The organism is Arthrobacter sp. Sr24 (genome assembly GCF_054511175.1).
On the sequence record NZ_JBTNDB010000007.1, the window covers coordinates 107,472 to 121,241 of the forward strand.

The 13,770-nt window shown below is 60.6% G+C and carries 14 protein-coding genes; all 14 read right to left on the reverse strand.

What is annotated here, in order from left to right; genetic code table 11:
• Positions 1 to 133: 133 nt before the first annotated feature.
• The 14 genes from nusB to ACX80D_RS07130 all read right to left on the reverse strand — a co-directional run bounded on the left by nusB (position 134) and on the right by ACX80D_RS07130 (position 13,740).
• Positions 134 to 580 carry a transcription antitermination factor NusB gene (gene nusB, locus ACX80D_RS07065; protein WP_459321937.1) on the reverse strand — a complete coding sequence of 149 codons (447 nt, stop codon included), beginning with the start codon at positions 578 to 580 and terminating at the stop codon, positions 134 to 136.
• A complete protein-coding gene (efp, locus tag ACX80D_RS07070) occupies positions 580 to 1,143 on the reverse strand; it encodes an elongation factor P (RefSeq protein WP_459321938.1) in 564 nt (187 codons plus the stop codon). The genes nusB and efp overlap by 1 nt, the downstream gene beginning before the upstream one ends.
• Before the next feature lie 235 nt (positions 1,144 to 1,378).
• A complete protein-coding gene (locus tag ACX80D_RS07075; protein ID WP_459321939.1) occupies positions 1,379 to 1,879 on the reverse strand; it encodes a tetratricopeptide repeat protein in 501 nt (166 codons plus the stop codon).
• Position 1,880: 1 nt separating this feature from the next.
• On the reverse strand, positions 1,881 to 3,002 hold the full coding sequence (gene aroB / locus ACX80D_RS07080) for a 3-dehydroquinate synthase (RefSeq protein ID WP_459321990.1): 1,122 nt from the start codon (positions 3,000 to 3,002) through the stop codon (positions 1,881 to 1,883).
• A gap of 12 nt (positions 3,003 to 3,014) precedes the next feature.
• The gene (locus ACX80D_RS07085) at positions 3,015 to 3,587 is read right to left on the reverse strand and encodes a shikimate kinase (protein ID WP_459321940.1); all 573 of its coding nucleotides are present in this window, start codon (positions 3,585 to 3,587) and stop codon (positions 3,015 to 3,017) included.
• Positions 3,587 to 4,786, reverse strand: a complete 1,200-nt coding sequence (gene aroC / locus ACX80D_RS07090) for a chorismate synthase (RefSeq protein WP_459321941.1) — start codon at positions 4,784 to 4,786, stop codon at positions 3,587 to 3,589. Before aroC ends, ACX80D_RS07085 begins: the two co-directional genes overlap by 1 nt.
• A 5-nt stretch (positions 4,787 to 4,791) precedes the next feature.
• Positions 4,792 to 5,703, reverse strand: a complete 912-nt coding sequence (locus tag ACX80D_RS07095; RefSeq protein WP_459321942.1) for a shikimate dehydrogenase — start codon at positions 5,701 to 5,703, stop codon at positions 4,792 to 4,794.
• Positions 5,704 to 7,062, reverse strand: a complete 1,359-nt coding sequence (mltG, locus tag ACX80D_RS07100; RefSeq protein ID WP_459321943.1) for an endolytic transglycosylase MltG — start codon at positions 7,060 to 7,062, stop codon at positions 5,704 to 5,706. It abuts the gene before it with no gap.
• Positions 7,059 to 7,598 (reverse strand): Holliday junction resolvase RuvX, encoded by a 540-nt coding sequence (gene ruvX / locus ACX80D_RS07105; protein ID WP_459321991.1) that lies wholly within the window; start codon positions 7,596 to 7,598, stop codon positions 7,059 to 7,061. Before ruvX ends, mltG begins: the two co-directional genes overlap by 4 nt.
• Positions 7,599 to 7,656: 58 nt before the next feature.
• Positions 7,657 to 10,338 carry an alanine--tRNA ligase gene (gene alaS / locus ACX80D_RS07110; RefSeq protein ID WP_459321944.1) on the reverse strand — a complete coding sequence of 894 codons (2,682 nt, stop codon included), beginning with the start codon at positions 10,336 to 10,338 and terminating at the stop codon, positions 7,657 to 7,659.
• Positions 10,339 to 10,476: 138 nt separating this feature from the next.
• The gene (locus ACX80D_RS07115) at positions 10,477 to 10,710 is read right to left on the reverse strand and encodes a hypothetical protein (protein ID WP_459321945.1); all 234 of its coding nucleotides are present in this window, start codon (positions 10,708 to 10,710) and stop codon (positions 10,477 to 10,479) included.
• 24 nt (positions 10,711 to 10,734) lie between these two features.
• Positions 10,735 to 11,109 carry a DUF948 domain-containing protein gene (locus ACX80D_RS07120; RefSeq protein WP_459321946.1) on the reverse strand — a complete coding sequence of 125 codons (375 nt, stop codon included), beginning with the start codon at positions 11,107 to 11,109 and terminating at the stop codon, positions 10,735 to 10,737.
• Positions 11,110 to 11,314: 205 nt separating this feature from the next.
• Positions 11,315 to 11,941, reverse strand: a complete 627-nt coding sequence (rpsD, locus tag ACX80D_RS07125) for a 30S ribosomal protein S4 (protein ID WP_459321947.1) — start codon at positions 11,939 to 11,941, stop codon at positions 11,315 to 11,317.
• Positions 11,942 to 12,210: 269 nt separating this feature from the next.
• The gene (locus ACX80D_RS07130) at positions 12,211 to 13,740 is read right to left on the reverse strand and encodes a replication-associated recombination protein A (RefSeq protein WP_459321948.1); all 1,530 of its coding nucleotides are present in this window, start codon (positions 13,738 to 13,740) and stop codon (positions 12,211 to 12,213) included.
• Positions 13,741 to 13,770 lie beyond the last annotated feature (30 nt).

Sequence of the window (13,770 nt, forward strand, 5' to 3'; positions counted from 1 at the left end):
ACACCAGGAGCCGGCGCTAACCCGCTCAAACGCCACGAAAAAAGTCCGCCGAAAACGCTGGGATACCCTGCGAAATTGCAGTGTATCCCAGCGTTTGCGGCGGGCTATTGGAGAGCAGCTGTTCTTGAAACAGTTACGCCAAAAGTGTCGGCTTGATCTGTTGCAAACGGCCTAGGAGGCCATTGATGAACTGGGGTGATTCATCCGTTGAGAGAATCTTCGCCAGCTCCACGGCTTCGCTCACAGCAACACCGTCGGGGACGTCGTCGTTGTAGAGCAGTTCCCACGTGCCAATGCGCAGGATGATCCTATCCACGGCGGGCATGCGCTCAAGCGTCCAGCCCTGTGAGTAGGTCTGCAGGAATTCGTCAATGCTTTCGTTCATTGCCGTCACGCCTTCAACCACCTCAACCGTGTACAGGTTGATGATCTGGTCGGCGATTTCACGCCGCGCTGTCAACGCCGACATGGCACTGACGTCGCGCTGCTCGGCCTCGAACAAGATGTCCAGGGCGCGGCGGCGGGCCTTGCTGCGTGCCGAGTTCGGCTTGCCCGAGGGGTTGTCTTTAGTGCTTGCCACTACTCGCTGACACGTCCCAAGTAGCTACCGTCGCGGGTGTCAACCTTGACCAAGGTGTTGTTCTCAACGAACAAGGGAACCTGGATTTCGAGACCGGTTTCAACCGTTGCGGGCTTGGTGCCTGCGGAGGAGCGGTCGCCCTGCAGGCCCGGCTCGGTGTACGTGATGCGCAGCTGAACCGACGGCGGCAGCTCAATGTAGAGCGGGTTACCTTCGTGCAGGGCGATGGTCACGTTCAGGTTTTCGAGCATGTAGTTCGTGGCCTCACCAACAGTCTTAGCCGAGACAGTCAGCTGATCGTAGTTGGAATTGTCCATGAACACATAGTCTTCGCCATCCTGGTACAGGTACGAAAAATCAGAGCGATCAACAGTGGCAGTTTCGATCTTCAAACCAGCGTTGAAGGTCTTATCGACTACCTTGCCGGAGAGGATGTTGCGCATCTTGGTGCGAACGAAAGCGCCGCCCTTGCCTGGCTTGACGTGCTGGAACTCAATGATGTTCCACAATTGGCCCTCAAGCTTGAGAACGGTTCCGTTCTTAATGTCGTTAGTCGTTGCCACAGTTGCCTCTTAGCGTATAAGTATTATCAAAAATCCATTGACCATACTACCGCATCCAGTCATGGTGCGCCGTATGATTCCCCCCACCCTGAGAAGTACTACGCCGGGAGGTGAGGCGGGCAGCCACCTCGCCTCCCGGCGTCGCACTTTCGCCACGGAACCCTTCATCACCTTCCGGGCCTTAAACCGCAACGCTCCCCCACACTTGTGAGAGAGCGTTGGTAGCGCCAGAAGGCTATTCGCGCTCGGCCAAATCCAGCGCTCGCTTGAGCGAGACCGTGGCGGAATAGATAGCCGAGGCGTCGGAGCCGGAAGCGACCCTCAGGTCCAAAGCAGTAGCAAAGAGTTTCGCAGCCGCTTCAAATGCCCCGCTGCTGAAATGTACTTTGCCCAATTGTTGAAAGACCCAGGGCTCCATGGGCGTTCCGTTAACGTCCGGCAGCAGCGCGCGAAGGATTCGCTCAGCGCGATCGTAGTGTTTGCTGGCGCGCAAAATCTCCGCATCAAGCACCTGCAGGCGGACGGATCCGGGATCCTTCAGGCGGGCGTCGGCCGCTGCCTCAGCCGCCTCAGCGATCTGCCCGCGGGCCAGGAACACAAACACCTGATCCGCTGCGTCACCGGATTCCTTCAGAGCCTGCGTGCAGGCCTCTTCATCCACCACCTCGGGCATGAGTGTTTTAGGGTTGACGGCGATTCCGGGAAAGCCTGCTGAGGGCCAATCGTTCAATGCCATATTAGGAAGCAATCTCTTGGTAGGCGGCAAAGAGCAGTGACTGGTCAGGGACATCGAGAATGCCCGGCCGGCCAATGCCATCAAGGACCACAAAGCGCAGCAAGTCCCCGCGGGACTTCTTATCGCGCTTCATACCGTCCAGCAACGCCTGCCAGCGGTCCCGCCGGTAGCTCAGGGGCAAGCCCAACAGATCCAAGATGGTGCGGTGACGGTCCGCATCCTCATCGCTGAGGCGGCCAACGCTGCGGGCCAACTCTGCGGCGAACATCATGCCGACTGATACGGCGGCGCCGTGACGCCAGGAGTAGCGTTCGGCCAGTTCAATGGCGTGGCCCAGGGTGTGGCCGTAGTTCAGAATTTCGCGCAGTCCTGATTCTTTCAAATCTTCGGACACCACCTTCGCCTTGACAGCAATGGCACGTTCAATCAATTCACGCAGGATCGGTGATGCCGGGTCCTTGACAGCTTCCGGGTTGGCTTCGATCAAGTCCAAGATGACGGGGTCGGCGATGAATCCGCACTTGATGACCTCGGCCATGCCGGAGATGAGTTCATTCGGAGGCAGGGTCGCCAGAGTATCCAGATCAACCAGGACACCTGCCGGCGGGTGGAAGGAACCTACCAGGTTCTTGCCCTCGGCCGTATTGATGCCGGTCTTTCCGCCGACGGAGGCGTCCACCATGCCCAGAAGGGAGGTAGGGATGTTCACGAGCTTGACCCCGCGTAGCCAGGTAGCGGCAACAAAGCCGCCCAGGTCAGTCACGGCCCCGCCACCCACAGCCACAATGGCGTCGGAGCGGGTGAAATCGTTCTTGCCCAGCACTTCCCAGCAGAAGGAAGCAACCTGGATGTGCTTGCCCTCTTCGGCATCGGGGATCTCGGCGGTGAGAGCGGTGAATCCTGCCGCTTCCAAGTCATCCCGGACGGTGTCCCCTGTCATGCGAAGCGCTCGGGGGTGGATGACCAAAACCTTTTTGACCCGCTCGCCCAAGAGTTCAGGAAGGTGGGACAACAGTCCACGGCCCACTACGACGTCGTAGTTTTCCTGTGGAAGGGCACCGGTGACCTTGATGACGGTGTCAGGTGTTGTTGCTGCTGCGCTCGAGGAAGTCTCGGGGTTCACGGTGTTCACGGTTTAGAGATTCTCTTTTCTGGATTCTGCTGCCAGCAGGTGGATCAGCCGCTCTACGAGCTGCGGCACATTTGATTGGCCCACATCAAGGGTGATGTCGGCCAGCCGGGCGTACACAGGGCCGCGGATGGCGGCCAAGCGTTCCCAAGTGGCTACCGGATCCGCCGCCAACAGGGGGCGGCCGGTGTTGCGAGTGATGCGCTCCCGGACGGTGTCCAGTTCTGCACGCAGGAAAATTACGGTGGCGCGGGCCAGCAATTGCTGGGTGCCGGAGTCCAAGACGGCGCCGCCCCCCAAGGACAGCACCACCGGTACCACCTCCGGAGTATCGAGGACATCGGCGATGGCCTTGGCTTCGAGTTGCCGAAAGTGGTGCTCACCCCGGGCCGCGAAGATCCGGGGAACAGGCCCATGCTTGGCCACGATCTTGTGGTCGGAATCCACAAAAGGCACACCTATCACGCGGGCCAATTCGGCCCCAATGACCGACTTGCCCACGGCCATGGGGCCAATCATGACGATGGGCCGTTGGGGGGTGAAGTCCGGGGCCCCCACCGGCTCCTTGCCCGCAGCCATCAGTGGTCCTGGGTATCCAGATTGGCAGGGATTGCTGCCAGGTAGCTGTCCATGTTGCGCTTGGTCTCCTGGATGGAGTCGCCACCAAACTTCTCGACGAGTGCCTCAGCCAGCACCAGAGCGGTCATGGCTTCGGCGACAACACCGGCGGCCGGAACCGCACACACATCTGAGCGCTGGTGGTGGGCCTTGGCGGGCTCACCCGTGGCAACGTCAATGGTCTTCAGTGCTCGGGGCACGGTAGCGATGGGCTTCATGGCTGCGCGAACGCGGATCACGTCACCAATGCTCATCCCACCTTCAATGCCGCCTGCGCGGTTGGAGGTGCGGGTGATGCGCCCGGACTCATCACGGACAATTTCATCATGAGCTTCTGAGCCGCGGCGGGCTGCCGTGGCAAAGCCGTCGCCTACTTCAACACCCTTGATGGCTTGGATACCCATGAGGGCACCTGCCAGGCGAGAATCCAGGCGGCGGTCCCAGTGCACGTAGCTACCCAGTCCGGGAGGCAAGTTGTAGGCGAGCACCTCAACCACGCCGCCGAGCGTTTCGCCCTGCTTCTGGGCAGCGTCCACTTCTTCCACCATGGCGGCGGAGGTGGCTGCATCAAAGCAGCGCAACGGATCGGCGTCCAAGGCGGCCACGTCGGCGAGCACAGGCAGTGTGGCTGTTTCCGGTGAGGCTACACTGGCGATTTGTACGGTGTGGCTGACCAGTTCGACGCCGACAGCAGCCAGCATCTGCGCTGCTACGACGCCCAAGGCCACGCGGGTGGCGGTTTCGCGGGCGCTGGCTCGTTCCAGCACGGGACGGGCTTCGGAGAAGGCGTACTTCTGCATACCGGTGAAGTCAGCATGGCCGGGACGGGGACGCGTCAACGGCGCATTCCGGGCCTGGCCCTCCAACTCGGCGGCGTCCACGGGGTCAGCAGACATGATCGCTTCCCACTTGGGCCATTCGGAGTTGGCGATCTGGATAGCGACCGGGCCACCCTGGGTCACCCCGTGGCGGACACCGCCCAAAATGGTCACGACGTCCTGCTCAAACTTCATGCGGGCGCCGCGGCCGTAGCCCAGACGCCGGCGAGCTAGAGCATCCTGGATGTGGGCGCTCGTGAGCTCCACACCGGCGGGGACGCCTTCAATAATTCCAACAAGGGCCGGTCCATGTGATTCTCCGGCGGTCAACCAACGCAACATACTCTCTATCCTGCCATGTTCTGTTCGTAGGGATTTCGCCGAGCCACGCCAATTGCGTCGCACATCACATTGATGACGTCCCCCAGCTGCTCTGTGTCCAAATCGCCAAACCCACCGGCTGCGGTAAACAACCTCACTTGTTCCACGCCCTGATAAAGCAGCATTTCAATGCCGGCGACGACCGTTCCACCAGCCGCCTCCCACGCAAGACCTATCTCACTGGGCCACGGATCGTAGGCAACATCAAGTAACAATGCCCCATCTACGGATGGCTGAGTGTCCCCGAAGTCTTGGGCCAACGCGTCGGCTCCGCGCGGAGGCAGAGTGGAAATAACCACGTCGTAACCAGCCAGTGCTTGCGCTGCGCCGTCAAAGGATTTAAGGTCGACGCCGGCACCCAGCTTTTCTGCCACGTCCAGCGTCCCTGCGGACTTAGCAATGTTCCGTACAAAAATATCAATGCATGACGCGTCTAAGGCGGCTAGGGCGGCGATGGCGGAGACGGCAGTACCTCCGCCGCCGAGAATGGCAGCACGGGGGCGCTCCCCCACACCAGCATGGAGCAGGGAATTCACGATCCCGGGCACGTCTGTGTTGTCCCCCACAAGGTGAGGTTCTCCGGCGTCGTCCGTAGTGCACACAATGGTATTCACGGCACCCAACGCTGCTGCCACAGGGGTCAACTCGTCCATCAGGGACACCGCGGCATTCTTCAACGGCATGGTCACCGACAGCCCATACCAATTGCGTTCGGCACGAACCCGAGCCACGACGGCGGCGAGTTCGGGGACTTGAACGTCAATGGCTTGGTAGGAGAATTCAGCTCCCAGCACCGCGTAGGCAGCATCATGCATGGCTGGAGATTTGGAATGCCCAATAGGGTGTCCCAAAACCGCGCCTTGGAGAGGGGCGTTCACTTATTCGCACTTCCCCGGGTTTGCCCCACACCATGCCACATATTTGCCAACGTTTGCCTGGTGCTCGGCAAAGGTGGCTGCGTACAGGGTCTCGCCCGTATCCAGATTGATCGTGACCCAGAAGTAATACGGGTTAGATTCCGGTTGCGCGGCGGCCTCAATGGCCTTGACGCTCGGAGAGCCAATGGGTCCAACAGGTAGTCCGGGGTTGGCGAAGGTGTTGTACAAGTTGGACTTGTCAGCCTTCTCCGCAGCCGTCAGCTCATAGGATTTAATGCCCAGACCGTAGGCCACAGTGGCGTCCGATTCAAGGCGGCCACCAGTCTCTTCGTTGGGCTTGTTGAGACGGTTTTCAATGGCACCAGAGATTTTGGAATAGTTCGCCTCATTACCTTCGAACTCGATGATGCTAGCAACTGTGAGGATGCGGTACTGCTCGCTCGGATCCGTCACGCCAGAGTCGGTGAGCTCGCTGGTGGTTTTGGTGACCAATTCCTGCACAACGGACTTGGCGTCGGTTTCAATGGGAAACCTGTACTCGCCAGGTGAGAGGTAGCCTTCAAGGTTCTTGGCCTGAGGCGGCAAACCAAACTCGGCTGGCTGGTTAGCGAGTTTCTCAAACTCGGCCAGCGGCAAGTCGGTGCTCTCAGCAAGGATCTTCAAGGTCTCGCCAAGGCGAAGGTTTTGCGCGACTGCGGCGTAATGCACGCGGTTAGCGTCCGTCGCCAAGAGCACGGCAACCGCGTCCGAGGCCTTCATTTGGGACTTCATGGGGAATTCGCCAGGCTGCAAGGACGCTGAGCCTTCGGCTGCCTTGAGCGCGTCAAGGAAGGCCTGCTCGCTGGCCACCACATCCTGGGCCTTAAGTTCGGTGGCTACTGTGCGTCCTGTGGCACCTTCTGGCACCACGATCTGCACGTTTCCGGTTCCGGGACCTGGATAGTCGGGCACGGTGAAGCCGCCCAGCATGGGCTTGACGGTCTGGACCGCGAAGTAGACCACGGCGCCGAATAAGACCAGGATCACCAAAAACACCAAGCTGCGGCGGCGCTTGCGCACCCTTTTGGAGACACGGCTGGTCCGGCGCGACGGCAATCCCGCCTCTGCTACCGGATCGTAAGCGTCGGACTCGCCGGCTTCGTTGTGGCCGGGCTCGTCGTGCGCTTCGTGCGCGTCGTAGTGTTCGTAGTCAGAGTGGCCGGTGTACAGCGTGTCCTCGCTGCCGTCTTGCCAGTATGTTTCGGCGACAGGCTGCTCGTCATTGTAAGGCTGGTTGGCGTAAGGCTGGTTGGCGATGTTCGGCTCGGTGCCCTGGTTCTCGGAAGACGTCCGATCCCCGTTCTGGAACTTATCACTCATGGCGCCTCCTGCGAGTTGACGGGCGCATTGCTAGAACTGCTAATGGTGAGACCCTTTTCGTGTTCAGGTGAATCGGCTGTCCCCACAACGTCCGACTTGACTGCGCGCACGAGCTCCCCGACATCGGAATTGCGCGCTTTTTGCATATCCAAGGCGTGCTGCAGTATTTCAACGGCCGCCACTTGATCTACTACTTTACGGTGTTCGCGGCTGCTCAGGCCAGCTTGATGCAGGGCCTGGTGGGCGCTGACTGTGGTCAATCGTTCATCCACCAGCAACACCGGGACCTCTAGACCTGCCGCCGCCAGCATATTTGCAAGGTGCTGAGCGTAGCTGCGGGCCATATGTGCCGACGTCTTTTCTTCACCTCTCATGGTCCGGGGCAGGCCCACAAAGATTTGCTGCGCACCACGGTTGGAAGCCTCTTTGACTACCACCTTGATGTCGCTGTTCTTCTTTGTGTCCCGACTCAGGGTCTTTACGGGTGTGGCTAAAATTCCGTCGGGGTCACATGTTGCCAACCCCACCCGAACCATGCCTACATCCACACCAAGTTTGACCCCTTGCGGGTAATTCTTCTCCGCCACAAAAACCCTAAGATCGCGTCTTCACGGCATCACTGACGGCAGCCAATGCGGCGCCGATAGCGTTGACGTCTTGCCCGCCACCTTGGGCCATGTCCGGCTTGCCACCGCCGCCACCGCCCAAGATCCCGGATGCCAATTTGACCAGGTTGCCGGCCTTGATGCCTGCCTCGCGGGCGGCCTCGTTGGTGACTACCAAGATGATCGGGCGGCCGTTACTGGCGCCAGCGACTGCAATGGTCGACGGCGCTGAGCCGAGACGGTCGCGCAGGTCCAGTGCCAGCCCACGCAGGTCATCAGCGCTGCTGACTTCACCGGCGTCGTGGGCAATAACGCGCACACCGTTGGCGTCCACTGCGGTGCCCACCAGCGTGGCCGCTGCGGCGCTGAGCTGCTCCTTGCGGAGCTGCTCCAATTGCTTCTCCGCGTTCTTGAGCTTGGCCAAAGTTGCAGCTACTCGCTCCGGCAACAGGTTCGAGGGAACCTTGAGCATGTCAGAAAGTGAGTTGACCAGCGCACGTTCGCCAGCCAAGTGGCGGAAAGCGTCCATGCCGACAAAAGCTTCGACACGGCGGTTTCCCGAACCAACGGACTGCTCGCCCAACAGCGTGAGCGAGCCGATGCGGGAGGTGCTGTCCACATGGGTGCCACCACACAGCTCGCGCGACCAGGCGCCGTCGATCTCTACAACACGCACCTCGGAACCGTAGTTCTCGCCGAACAGTGCCATGGCGCCCAGCGACTTGGCCGCGTCAAGGTCCATGACCTTGGTATCGACTCGGAAATTATTGCGGATAGCAATGTTAGCCACTTCTTCAATTTCTGAGCGGGTGGCCGTGCTCAGACCCTCGCCCCAGGCAAAGTCGAAGCGCAGGTAGCCGGCCTTGTTGTAGGAGCCGCGCTGGAGGGCTTCCGGGCCGAGGATCTGATGCAGTGCAGCGTGCACAATGTGCGTACCGGTGTGCGCTTGTTCAGCGGCGTGACGGCGTTCACGGTCGACGGCGGCACGCACCAATGCGTCCGCGGGCAGTTCGCCTTCGCGCACGATTGCCTGGTGGACGCTCAGTCCCTTGATGGGCTTTTGTACATCCAGGACCTCGACCACGAAGCCGTCGCCGGTGATCAGGCCGGTGTCGGCGCTCTGGCCACCTGCTTCAGCGTAAAACGGGGTGGCATCCAGAACGAGGGAGATCTCATCGCCAGTGGAGGCGTGCTGCACCTGGACTCCGTTGGCCAAGATGGAGCGTACCCGGCCTTCGCCTTCAAGCTCGGTGTAGCCGGTGAAGATCGTTTCGCCCTGTGCGAGCAACTCATGGAAGACAGACAGATCGGCATGCCCGCTCTTTTTGGACTTGGCATCCTTCTGGGCGCGTTGGCGCTGCTCGAGCATGAGTGTACGGAACCCGGCCTCATCAACAGCTAGACCGGCTTCGCCAGCCATTTCCAGTGTCAGATCGATCGGGAACCCGTAGGTGTCATGCAGCGCGAACGCTTCAGTGGCCGAAAGGAAAGTGTTGGCGGCCTTGGAGTCCTTGACGGCCTCTTCCAAACGGGCGGTGCCGCTGGCAATGGTACGCAGGAAGGACTTCTCTTCGGCATAAGCAATACGTGAGATGCGGGCGAAGTCAGTCTCAACTTCCGGGTAGGCGCCCTTCATGGCGTCACGCGACACCGGCAGCAACTCCGGCAACACGGCGGTTTCCACACCGAGCAGGCGCATGGAACGCACGGCACGGCGGATCAGGCGGCGCAGCACATAGCCGCGGCCTTCGTTGGAGGGGGTGACGCCGTCGGAAATCAACATCAGTGAGGAGCGGATGTGGTCGGCAACAACGCGCATGCGGACATCGTCAATGTGATGCGGATCGGCAGGGTCCTCGGTGGAGGTGTAGGCCTTACCCGACAGTTCGGCGGCCTTATCCAGGACGGGGCGCAATTGGTCGGTTTCGTACATGTTCTCCACACCCTGGAGAATCATGGCCAATCGCTCAAGGCCCAAACCGGTGTCGATGTTCTTGTTGGGCAGCTCCCCTACAACATCGAAGTCAACCTTGGAGGTGACGTTATCAATCTGGTACTGCATGAACACGAGGTTCCAGATTTCAATGTAACGAGTTTCATCGGCGATGGGGCCGCCGTCAATGCCGTATTCGGGGCCGCGGTCGTAGAAGATTTCCGAGCAGGGGCCGGCCGGGCCGGGCTGGCCGGTGGACCAGTAGTTATCTTCCTTGCCAATGCGCTGGATGCGGTCGGCGGGGACGCCCACCACATCCCGCCAGATGCCGTAGGCTTCGTCGTCTTCGGTGTACACCGTGACCCACAGCCGGTCCGCTGGGAGGTCGAATCCGCCGTCGGCAAGGGAACTGGTGAGTAGTTCCCAGGCGTAGGGAATGGCGGTTTCCTTGAAGTAATCGCCAAAGGAGAAATTGCCGCACATCTGGAAGAAGGTGCCGTGCCTGACGGTCTTGCCCACTTCTTCAATGTCACCGGTACGGATGCACTTTTGCACGCTGGTGGCGCGCTTATACGGCGGCACCTCGCGGGCGGTCAGGTAGGGAATGAAGGGAACCATGCCGGCCACGGTGAAGAGCAGCGACGGGTCGGAGGACACCAGTGAGGCCGAGGGCACGGGGGTGTGTGACTTGCTGGCGAAAAAATCTACCCAGCGGCGTGCAATGTCGTGCGATTTCATTAGCCTGGTGGCTCCTTCATAGTTCTATCGGGCAAAAACTTTACGTCGCTGGCGTCTTGCGCGCAGCGTGGTGTGGCAGCGGTAGCCGTGGCAGCGTGTGGCCAGGCACTTACCTAGCCGGGGTGGAACAGGCTCAGATCAGCGTCGGGTGGCGGAGGGGTCCTGGTCCACACCTAAAGCGATCCGCAGGTCACTTTCTCGTTGATTCATGTTCTCACGGAGAGCGTCGGCGAAGTCGTGAACGGCGTCGCTCATTTGGCCCACGGCACGGTTAAGTCCGTCAGGTCCTATGGCGCCTTTAGCCGCGGTAATTTTGCGGGCTGCTATGACGCCAACGGTTATGCCGACGCCGAGCCAAAAGATTTTCTTCATGGTGTTGTCCTTGAGGAGGTTCGGTTAGCGGCTGCGCCGTGCGCGTGTGGGTTTCCCGCGGCCAGCGAATGCTTGGCGGACACCATAGGAGAACGCGGCAACCTTGATCAGCGGGGAGCCAATGGTGGCAGCCACGAGGGCGGAGAGCGCCGAGATGTTGGCAGTGGCATCGGAGACGTTATTGGAAATGCCGTCCACCTTGCCCAGCTGGGTGTTGGTGGTGGCAACTGTGGCGGTGACTTCATCAATGAGCGGCGTGGTGCCGTCACCAATCTGTTTGATGGTCCCGCGAATCTCGTCGAAAACCTTTCCCAGTTTGAGAATGGGCACTGCCAACAGTGCCACTAGGACGGCAAAGACTCCTGCCGCTATCAGTCCTGCAATGTCGCCACCGCTCATATGCGTGCCGCCTCAATTCGTTAACTAGTCTGTGACTCGTCTGGCTGATGCGCTCTGGCCGGGGCCGGAAACAACATCTTTCCCCAAAGTACCTTAGTCCAAAAGTACCGGCGGGTGGGTACAAAACAGCCCGCGGCGGATGCCACGGGCTGTTTTGTGTTTCAAGCTGCGAATGAATCGAGCTCTACGTCCATGCTAAGAAAATTTAGCGTGAGTAGAATTCAACAACCAGCTGCTCTTCACAGGTTACGGGAACCTCAGAGCGCTTGGGGCGGCGAACCAGGCGAGCCTGAAGGCTCTCCAGCTTGACGTCCAAGTAAGCCGGAACGGCGGGAAGCACGTCGCGGTGTGCGCCGGCTGCAGCGAGCTGCAACGGAGCCATGGTTTCGCTGCGCGGGTGCACGTGGATCAGCTGACCCTCGGCAACGCGGAACGACGGGCGGTCCACGCGGGCGCCGTCAACCATGATGTGGCGGTGAACAACCAGCTGGCGTGCCTGGGCGGTGGTGCGGGCGAAGCCTGCACGCAGAACCAAGGCGTCCAAGCGGGTTTCCAAGAGCTCAACCAGGTTTTCACCGGTCATGCCCTTGGTGCGCTTGGCTTCTTCGAAGGCACGCGTCAGCTGTGCTTCGCGGATGCCGTACTGGGCGCGCAGACGCTGCTTTTCGCGCAAGCGTACGGCGTAGTCGCTGTCCTGCTTCTTGCGGGCACGGCCATGCTCACCGGGGCCGTACGGGCGGCGCTCCAGGTACTTGGCGGCCTTGGGAGTCAGGGCAATGCCGAGGGACCGCGAAAGGCGGGCCTGACGGCGGGCACGTGTGTTGTTAGCCACTTGTGTCCTTCCAATATGTGCAATACGTAGTTGTCTGGCCTCCATTATGGAGAGTTGGGGCTATTGCAACCCATCGCTACAGCACCTGGGCATAGACAACAGATCCTTGAAAACACGGTAAATGAGCGGCCAAAAGCCGGTAGAACCGTACGTGGATGTTGTGCATGGAGCCAGAGCTTGCCAGTGCGGAGTCAACTCTACCACTTGCAGACTGTCAGGGCGTCTGGCGCTCGAAGAGTCACTGGGTTGGGTGGCTCCAGTGAAGCGGCTCAGCCCTTCTTGGGCGGCGTGCCGTTTGACGTGCTACTTGATGTGCCGCGAATGATCTCCCGCAACCTCGTGAGCCGAGGTCCCAGTTCACGTTCATGTCCATTGGCTGTGGGCGTGTAGTAGTTGGTGCCCACGAGGTCATCCGGCGGATATTGCTGCACGGCAATGGAGTGCGGGGTATCGTGAGCGTAAATGTAGCCTTTGCCATGCCCCAACCCGGCCGACCCCGCATAATGGGCATCGCGCAACGGTGCAGGAACGGTGGTTCCCTTGCCGGCCCGAACATCGGCCACTGCCGCATTAATGCCGTTGTAGGCGGCATTGGATTTTGGTGCGGTCGCCACATGAACCACAGCTTGGGCCAGAATAAGCCGGGCCTCCGGCATTCCAATCAAGGCCACGGCTTGGGCTGCTGCCACTGCTGTTTGCAGTGCCGTGGGATCTGCCATGCCAACGTCTTCTGAGGCAGAAATCATAATACGGCGGCTGATAAAGCGAGGGTCCTCCCCCGCCTCCAACATCCGGGCCAGATAATGCAGCGCGGCGTCCACGTCCGAGCCACGTACGGATTTAATGAAGGCACTGATGATGTCATAGTGCTGATCGCCGGCCCGGTCGTAGCGGACAGCGGCAGCGTCAATGGCTCGCTCGGCAACGGCCAGATCAACTACCACCGGCCCCTCCACAGCTTCCGGCGACACGCCGGTCAAGGACCCATCGGTCTGTGAAGCGCCGGTCTTTGACGGATCACTCTGTGACAGTTCGGAGAGCGCCACACCAGCGGCCGCCTCCAATGTGGTCAGGGCGCGGCGAGCATCGCCGCTGGCTAGCCTGACCAGGTGGTCCATAGCGTCATCAGTGACCGTGACCAGCCCGTCCAAGCCGCGCGGATCAGTGATGGCCCGCTCCAACAACCCTTGAATATCGGCATTGGTCAACGGTTGCAGGGTCAGCAAAATAGATCGTGACAGTAACGGCGCCACCACGGAGAATGACGGGTTTTCGGTGGTGGCGGCAATCAGCACCACCCAGCGATTCTCCACGCCTGGCAACAACGCATCCTGCTGGGCTTTGTTGAAGCGGTGAATCTCATCCAGGAACAGCACAGTGGTTCGCCCGTGCAGGTCTCTGTCGGTCAGCGCTTGATCCATGACCCGGCGCACGTCCTTGACCCCGGCCGTGATGGCGGAAAGCTCGACGAACTTTCGCCCTGGGCCGCGCGCAATCACATGGGCCAGTGTGGTTTTTCCCGTTCCTGGAGGTCCCCAGAGCATGACCGAGGCAGGCCCTGCCGCTCCTCCGCTACTGCCGCCAGCGGCGAGCATTTGCAAGGGTGAGCCTTGACCCAGCAGATGCTGTTGGCCCACTACTTCATCCAGACTGCGCGGGCGCATGCGCACGGCCAAGGGGCTGCGCGGACGCGACCCCGGCTCGGCACTGCCACCGCCGAAGGACCCGCCGCCCAAGGCGAGGGTGCCGTCGTCGTCCGCGTCGTCGTCCCCATGCAGGGCGCTAAAGAGGTCACTCACCCCTCTAGGCTATCGCCCGGTAGTCTGGCA